Origin of the sequence: Bifidobacterium jacchi (assembly GCF_009078285.1) — a bacterium.
Classification (GTDB): Bacteria; Actinomycetota; Actinomycetes; order Actinomycetales; family Bifidobacteriaceae; genus Bifidobacterium; species Bifidobacterium jacchi.
Map to the genome: position 1 here is coordinate 57,870 of NZ_RQSP01000011.1, position 6,576 is coordinate 64,445.

General features: G+C 65.4%; 3 protein-coding genes. 2 read left to right on the top strand and 1 reads right to left on the bottom strand.

The genetic code is table 11. From position 1 onward, the window contains the following. Positions 1-500 precede the first annotated feature (500 nt). Positions 501-1,202, top strand: a complete 702-nt coding sequence (locus tag EHS19_RS04695) for an ABC transporter ATP-binding protein (protein ID WP_151916630.1) — start codon at positions 501-503, stop codon at positions 1,200-1,202. Positions 1,203-1,348: 146 nt separating this feature from the next. Continuing rightward, the gene (locus EHS19_RS04700) at positions 1,349-4,360 is read left to right on the top strand and encodes an FtsX-like permease family protein (protein ID WP_151916631.1); all 3,012 of its coding nucleotides are present in this window, start codon (positions 1,349-1,351) and stop codon (positions 4,358-4,360) included. A gap of 246 nt (positions 4,361-4,606) precedes the next feature. On the opposite strand, the gene EHS19_RS04705 is transcribed toward EHS19_RS04700, so the two are convergent. After that, the gene (locus tag EHS19_RS04705) at positions 4,607-6,349 is read right to left on the bottom strand and encodes a PolC-type DNA polymerase III domain-containing protein (RefSeq protein WP_421745254.1); all 1,743 of its coding nucleotides are present in this window, start codon (positions 6,347-6,349) and stop codon (positions 4,607-4,609) included. Positions 6,350-6,576: the final 227 nt, after the last annotated feature.

Sequence of the window (6,576 nt, forward strand, 5' to 3'; positions counted from 1 at the left end):
TAGGCAACGTGCGAGCCGACCGGCGAGTAGGCAGACTGCGCGCGCAGCGCGTCCATGATTGCAGGACCGTTGCCGTTAGGCAAACAGCAGAGCTGTTTGTAGGCAACGTGCGAGCCGACCGGCGAGTAGGCAGACTGCGCGCGCAGCGCGTCCATGATTGCGGATCGAGCTGGCCCGCGAAGCGGTACTGAGAGGGGTAGTGAATTCGTCAACGTTTTTCTGACGTAGGATACTAGCAGCTCGCTGACGGTTCGCTGCGGTTCATGCCGTCATCGGCTTGTGCAGCCCGCCCGGATGCGACCGTCGGCAGGCGCCCGGCGACGACCCTTCATATATCCTCAAGGTTTGCGGTATATGATCGCATCTGTTTGGAACATGCGATGTCATTGTTCAACCGATGGAGAACAGTCGCGCGGGCGGCTGGTGCGGTTGCGGGAGCTGCCGTCCGGCGACGATGCCGGCGGGGCACCCGAACGGTTCCACAAGATGGGAGGTGCGTCATGGCATACATCGAATTCGATCATGTGGTCAAGGAGTATCCTGGTGGCGCCGCGCCGATTCGCGCGCTTGACGAGGCGAGCTTCACCGCTGATCAGGGCGAGCTGACGGTGATTCTCGGCCAGTCGGGCGCGGGCAAGACCACGGCGCTCAACATTCTCGGCGGCATGGACACGGCCACGTCAGGGCGCGTGGTCGTCGGCGGTAGGGACATCACCGGCCTGCGGCGGCGCGAACTGGTCGCCTATCGTCGCAACGACGTCGGTTTCGTCTTCCAGTTCTACAATCTCGTGCCCAATCTGACCGCGTTGGAGAACGTGGAGCTCGCCAGCCAGATCTGCGCCGATCATCTCGATCCGGTGGACATGCTGCGCAGAGTCGGGTTGGCCGAGCGCATGGGCAACTTTCCCGCGCAGCTGTCCGGCGGCGAGCAGCAGCGCGTCTCGATAGCGCGCGCGATCGCGAAGCGGCCGAAGCTGCTGCTATGCGACGAGCCGACCGGCGCGCTCGACTATGAGACCGGCAAGGAGGTGCTGCGGCTGCTGCAGGACGTGTGCGACGAGCTGGGCATGACGGTCATGATCATCACGCACAATTCGGCGATCGCTCCGATGGCGCACAAGGTGATCCGGTTCCGGTCCGGCAAGGTCGTCGCGCAGGATGTCAATCCGGCGCCGACACCGATCGCAGACATCGAATGGTAGGCGGGCTATGAGTCGACGCAACCGGGACGATATGGGCGAAATGGACGATATGAAGGCGGACGCGAACACTGCGGCATGTTCGGACGCGCTCAAACACGTTCGGCGGCGCGTTCGGCGGTTCGTTCGGCGGCGCGTTCATCAAGGACATGCTGCGCTGCTGGGCGCGCAACTGGAAACGGTTCATCTCGATCGCGCTGATCTCGATGCTCGGCGTGGCGGTGCTCACCGGCATCTACGCGGGATGCCGGGACATGTTCCAAGGCGCCGACCGGTTCCTTGACACGCAGCGATTGTACGATCTGCGCGTCGTATCCACGCTGGGCCTGACCGATGACGACGTGAAGGCGCTGCGCGACGTTACGGGCGTCGCCGCGGTGGAGCCGGAGCGCAGCGCTTCGGCCACCGTTCGAGTCAACGGCGGCGACGAGACGGCGACGCTGAGCGAGATCGGGCCCGACGGCATGAACCGGCCGTACGTGCAGCAGGGAAGACTGCCGGAGCATGCCGGCGAGACCGCGGTGACCCGACGGTTCATCAAGGACAGCGGTCTTGCGATCGGCGCGCGCATCACGGTGACGCCGGAATCGGATGAATCGGGCGAATCGGGCGAATCGGGCAAGGCAGCCGAATCAGCCGCGGAAGACGAATCCGCAGCGCAATCGGCATCCGATGCGGCGGCATCAACCACAGCATCGACCACAGCATCGGCAGACGCGGCAGACGCGGCATCAACAGCAGCGCAGAGCGGTCAGCCCACGTTCCCCACCGAACTGACCATCGTCGGCATTGTGCTCGACCCGACCGACCTGACGAATCCCGACGGATACTCGCAGGGCGCGTTCCGCAGCACCGCAACCAACGCCTACACGCTGTTCATGCCGACCGACGGCGTGACCGGCGACATCTACACGGCCGTTTCGATCGAAGTGAAGGATGCGGCCGGGCTCGACGCCTTCGCCGACGACTATGACGACGCGATCCGGGCGGTGCGCGACCGCATCGAGCAGACCGTCCAATCCACACGGCAGCAGGCGCGGCATGACCAGCTCGTAGCCGACGCGCAGCAACAGCTGGACGACGCGCGCGACAACGCCGACCGCGAGATCGCCGACGCGCAAGCCGAGATCGATGCCCAACGCAGCGCATTCGACGCGCGCATCGACGAGGTGCTCGCATCGATGGGCATGCAGGCTGCGGATGCATCAATGCGAAACTCGATCATCGCATCCGACCCCCGGCTGAGTCAGGCGCAGCGGCAGCTGGACGACGCGCAGCAAGAACTCGACCGGCGCAAGGCCGATGCCACGGCGGAATTCGCCAGGCGCGCCAGCCGGATCGAGACGGACGTGCCGCAGGCGCGCTGGTATGTGAGCACGCGCGCCTCCGCCGGCACGTTCTCCTCGCTCAAATCCGATCTCGGATCGATCGAATCGATCGGGCGCGCATTCCCGATCGTGTTCCTCCTGGTCGCCGTGTTCATGAGCCTGACCGCCATGACCCGCATGGTCGAGGAGGACCGCTCGCTGATCGGCACCTATCTTGCGCTCGGCTATCCGCCCGTCGCCGTGGCGATGCGATACGTGCTGTTCGCGCTGCTCGCCTGTCTGATCGGCGGCGGACTGGGCGATCTGGCCGGATTCCTCGGCATCCCCGCGTTTCTGCTGATCGTGCTCGAAGGCATGTACGTGGTGCCGAACGTCTCGCTGCTCTACGACTGGGCGTACGGCTCTGCCGGCGTGGCGCTGTTCGTCGTGGCATGCGTTGCGGCCACGCTGGTGGCGTGCCGGGCGGAACTGCGCCGCAATCCGGCCGAACTCATGCGCCCGAAGGCGCCCAAGGCGGGGTCGCGCGTGCTGCTGGAACGCATCGGACCGTTGTGGCGGCGCATGAGGTTCCTCAACAAGGTGACCGCTCGCAACCTCTTCCGGTTCAAGGGGCGGCTCATCATGACGGTCGTCGGCGTGGCGGGATGCACCGCGCTCATCGTATGCGGACTGGCGATCAACGACACCGTGGACGCCCTGCCCGACACGCAGTATCGCGATATCTACCGCTATGATCTGCTGGTCGTGACCGATGCCGACAAGCTGACGGATACGCGCGACTCGCTCGCCGCCGAACCGAAGGCGGATTTCAGCGGGGATACCGGTGTCGAGGCGCGCGTGGACACCGGCGAACTGACCAATGCGGGCGGCGAATCCGAAAGCATCCAATTGATCACCGTGCCGCAGTCGTCTGACCTGCAGATCATCGCCGATCTGCGATCGGTCGAGGACGGGCGGACGGTCACGCTTGGCGGCGACTCGGGCGGCGACGCTGCATCAGCCGCTCTGCCCGAGGCGATCGTCTCGCAAAGCGCCGCCAATGCGCTGCGCGTGAACGCCGGCGACGAGATCACGCTGACCAACGGCGGCACCGACCGCGCCCGCGTGCGCGTGCGCGCGGTCAGCCGCTCGGTGATCGGATCGGACGTGTACATGACGGCCGCCGGATACCGGACCGCATTCGGCGATACGGGAGGCGGCGATACGGGAGGCGGCGACAGCGACTCCGGAGCCGATGCCAACGCCGATGCCGCACCCAGCACCAACGCCGATGCCGCAACGATCGACGGGGTGACGATGAACGCGCTGTTCGCGCGCTACCGGGATTCGGACGACGATCAGATCGCCTATGCGAAGCGCCTCGCGAAACGCGACGGCGTGCTGAGCGTCGTCAGCACCGCCGACATGCGACGCTCCTTCAGCTTCGACCTGATGGGCGCGGTCGTGGCGCTCATCGTGGCGCTGGCTGGCGCGTTGGCGCTCGTCGTGCTGTTCACGCTCGCCAATGTGAACGTGTCGGAACGCGTGCGCGAGATGGCCACGCTCAAGGTGCTCGGATTCTTCGATCGCGAGGTGCACCGGTACGTCAACCGCGAGATGCTGCTGCTGACGCTGATGGGCGTGGCCGTCGGCCTGCCGCTCGGCCGGTGGATCGGCGGACTGCTGACCGCTGCGCTCGCCATGCCCGGATTGTATTTCGAGGTAAGCGTGCGCTGGACGAGCTATCTGATCGCAGCCGCGGTCACGATCGCGTTCTCGCTGCTCGTCGAGCTGATGACCAATCCGGTGCTGGACCGCATCGATCCGGTCTCATCGCTCAAATCGGTGGAGTAGGCGCACAACAACAGTGGCGCACAACAACAGTGGGCGGAGTGCTGCGATCATCGGCATTGACCATGATCCCAGCACTCCGCCCACTGTCATCGGTAGTGCACTGTCGGCTGCCACCGGTGTTGCGCTACCGGTCGTTGCCGGTTGCTGTCGGCTGCCACCGGCTACAACCGGACTGCCTGTCAGCTATGTCGACGACTGCCGACTGCGACCGACTATGACCGACTGCGATTGGCTTCTGCCTGCCTGCTACCGGCGGTGGCGGCGCGCGATGATGCGCTTGCCTCCCACGCCGGGCTTGCCGCCGGGACCCCACGGTCCGCGCGCCTCGGCTTTGAGCTGCGCGAGATGATGCTTCATCGCGAGCAGCATGATATGCGAATCCTCAAGACCCAGATGGCGTTCCGCATCGTCCTCGTGCAGCGCGCCCTGACGCTTCGCATACGCATCGAGCCGGTTGTCGCCGTCGGGATGATCCTCGCTCGGGATCGAGCCCTCGTCCCACAGGCGGCTCATCGGCAGCGTGTCGATGATCGTCACATGGCCGTTGCGGTATGCCTCCGCATAGCCGGCCACGTTGAGCATGAAGAAGCTGTGCTCGAACGTGGCCATGTGCGCCACGTACGGCTGCGAGGTCAGCCGACGCAGCAGATCGGCCTGCGCGGCCGCGTCCTCGTCGAACAGCGGGAACTCGGCGCCCGTGCGCTGAGAGATGTCGATGCCCGTCAGCTCGATGATGAACGCGTTGCCGTGCCGCGCCGCCTCGGGCGTGACGCCGAACGAGAAGCGATGCTGATCGTAGGCGTCGCCCGACTCGTAGTAGTCCTTGTCGTAGGAGTAGTCGGCACCGGCGTTGGCCGGGCGCGGCGACCTCATGTTCATGTATTCGAAGCCGACGTCGATGATGTACGCGCGGTACGGTTCGGTGCCGTTCGTCTCCAGATCGATGCCCATGACATTGTCCACGTCGCGGCCGGGCAGATAGACTTCACGCCAGTAGTCCTTCGGAGCGGCCGCCTGACGCGCCGCCACATGCTCGGCGGCGGCGTGGCGTTTGCGCTCGAAGCGCGCCTCCGGCACGGCGGTCTCGTTCGCATACGCCTGCTCGACGTTCGGCACGGCGGGATTGTCGTCGTTGATGACCGGCTGCGCCTCGATCAGATAATCGGTGCTGCCCTGATCGGAGCTGGAGTCGGCGGGCGCGGACTCGTCCGGTCCGGCCTCAACGGAGCCGTACTGCTTTTCGTCGGCCTCGAACAGCGCCATCTGGCGTTCGTGACGGGCCTCCTCGCGCTTGGCGCGGTCGGCCTTGCGGCGTTCGGCGCGCGCGTTGACGATCTCGGCGGTGTGATCCTGCACGGGTTCGAGCGCCTCGTCGCTGAGCGGACCGCCCTCGACGGCGTGCAGTACCGGCACGGTGACGCGCTGGCGATCCTCGTCGGCGACCGTCCACAGACCCTCGGCCACGCCGCGATCGCGCAGCAGGTCGATCTGGTCGGTCAGACGACGGTCGGCGTAGGCGAGCGCGCGCGGCAGCTCATAAGTCTTGATGTGACGGTCGAAGTCGCGCATGAACGTCATGCTCATCTTGGCGAGGATCGCCTCCAGCCGGTCGCGGATGGCCAGATCGGCCTTGAGCAGGTCGAACGCGCTGCTGGCCGCGCCGGGTTCGAGATCGGCCGGGCTTGCCGCGCCGATGCCGTGCTCAAGGTCGAGCGAGCGCACCCAATCCCAGTCGATGTCGTGGTCGTCCGCGTCGCGCAGCATGATGTACGCCCACTGGTCGATGGTCTCCTTCGCCTTCGTCAGCCACGAGCGGTCGATCGTCGGAGCTGGGGCCTGCGCCGCTTCGCCCTGAGTGGTTCCGTTTGGCTGGGCCGCTTGGGCTGGCTGGACTGATTGGGCGTCGATGTCGCTGGGATTGTCTTCCGTTTCGCCGTTCATGTTCATATCGTCGTTCACACCGTTCATATTGTCATCATTCATGATCATGCATCATCATCCATCACTGCTATCAACAAGTCCGGAATCGAAGCGTTCTCCGGATCCGAGCACCACGCCATATGGTAGCGCTTATATGCGATGACCATCATACGCCTGCGCAACCGCGCCGAAACGCCGCGCGACGTGCATGATCACACGCAGCCATCCGCTCCGAATCGTCCGTAACTGCGCGCGATCTCGACGGTCCCGCGCAGTTACGGACGATTTCGGCCCTG

What these genes read in the sequence shown, in the direction of transcription:
- EHS19_RS04695 (WP_151916630.1), top strand. Translation starts at nt 501, where the DNA reads ATGGCATACATCGAATTCGATCATGTGGTCAAGGAGTATCCTGGTGGC.
- EHS19_RS04705 (WP_421745254.1), bottom strand. Translation starts at nt 6,349, where the DNA reads ATGATCATGAATGATGACAATATGAACGGTGTGAACGACGATATGAAC.
- EHS19_RS04700 (WP_151916631.1), top strand. Translation starts at nt 1,349, where the DNA reads ATGCTGCGCTGCTGGGCGCGCAACTGGAAACGGTTCATCTCGATCGCG.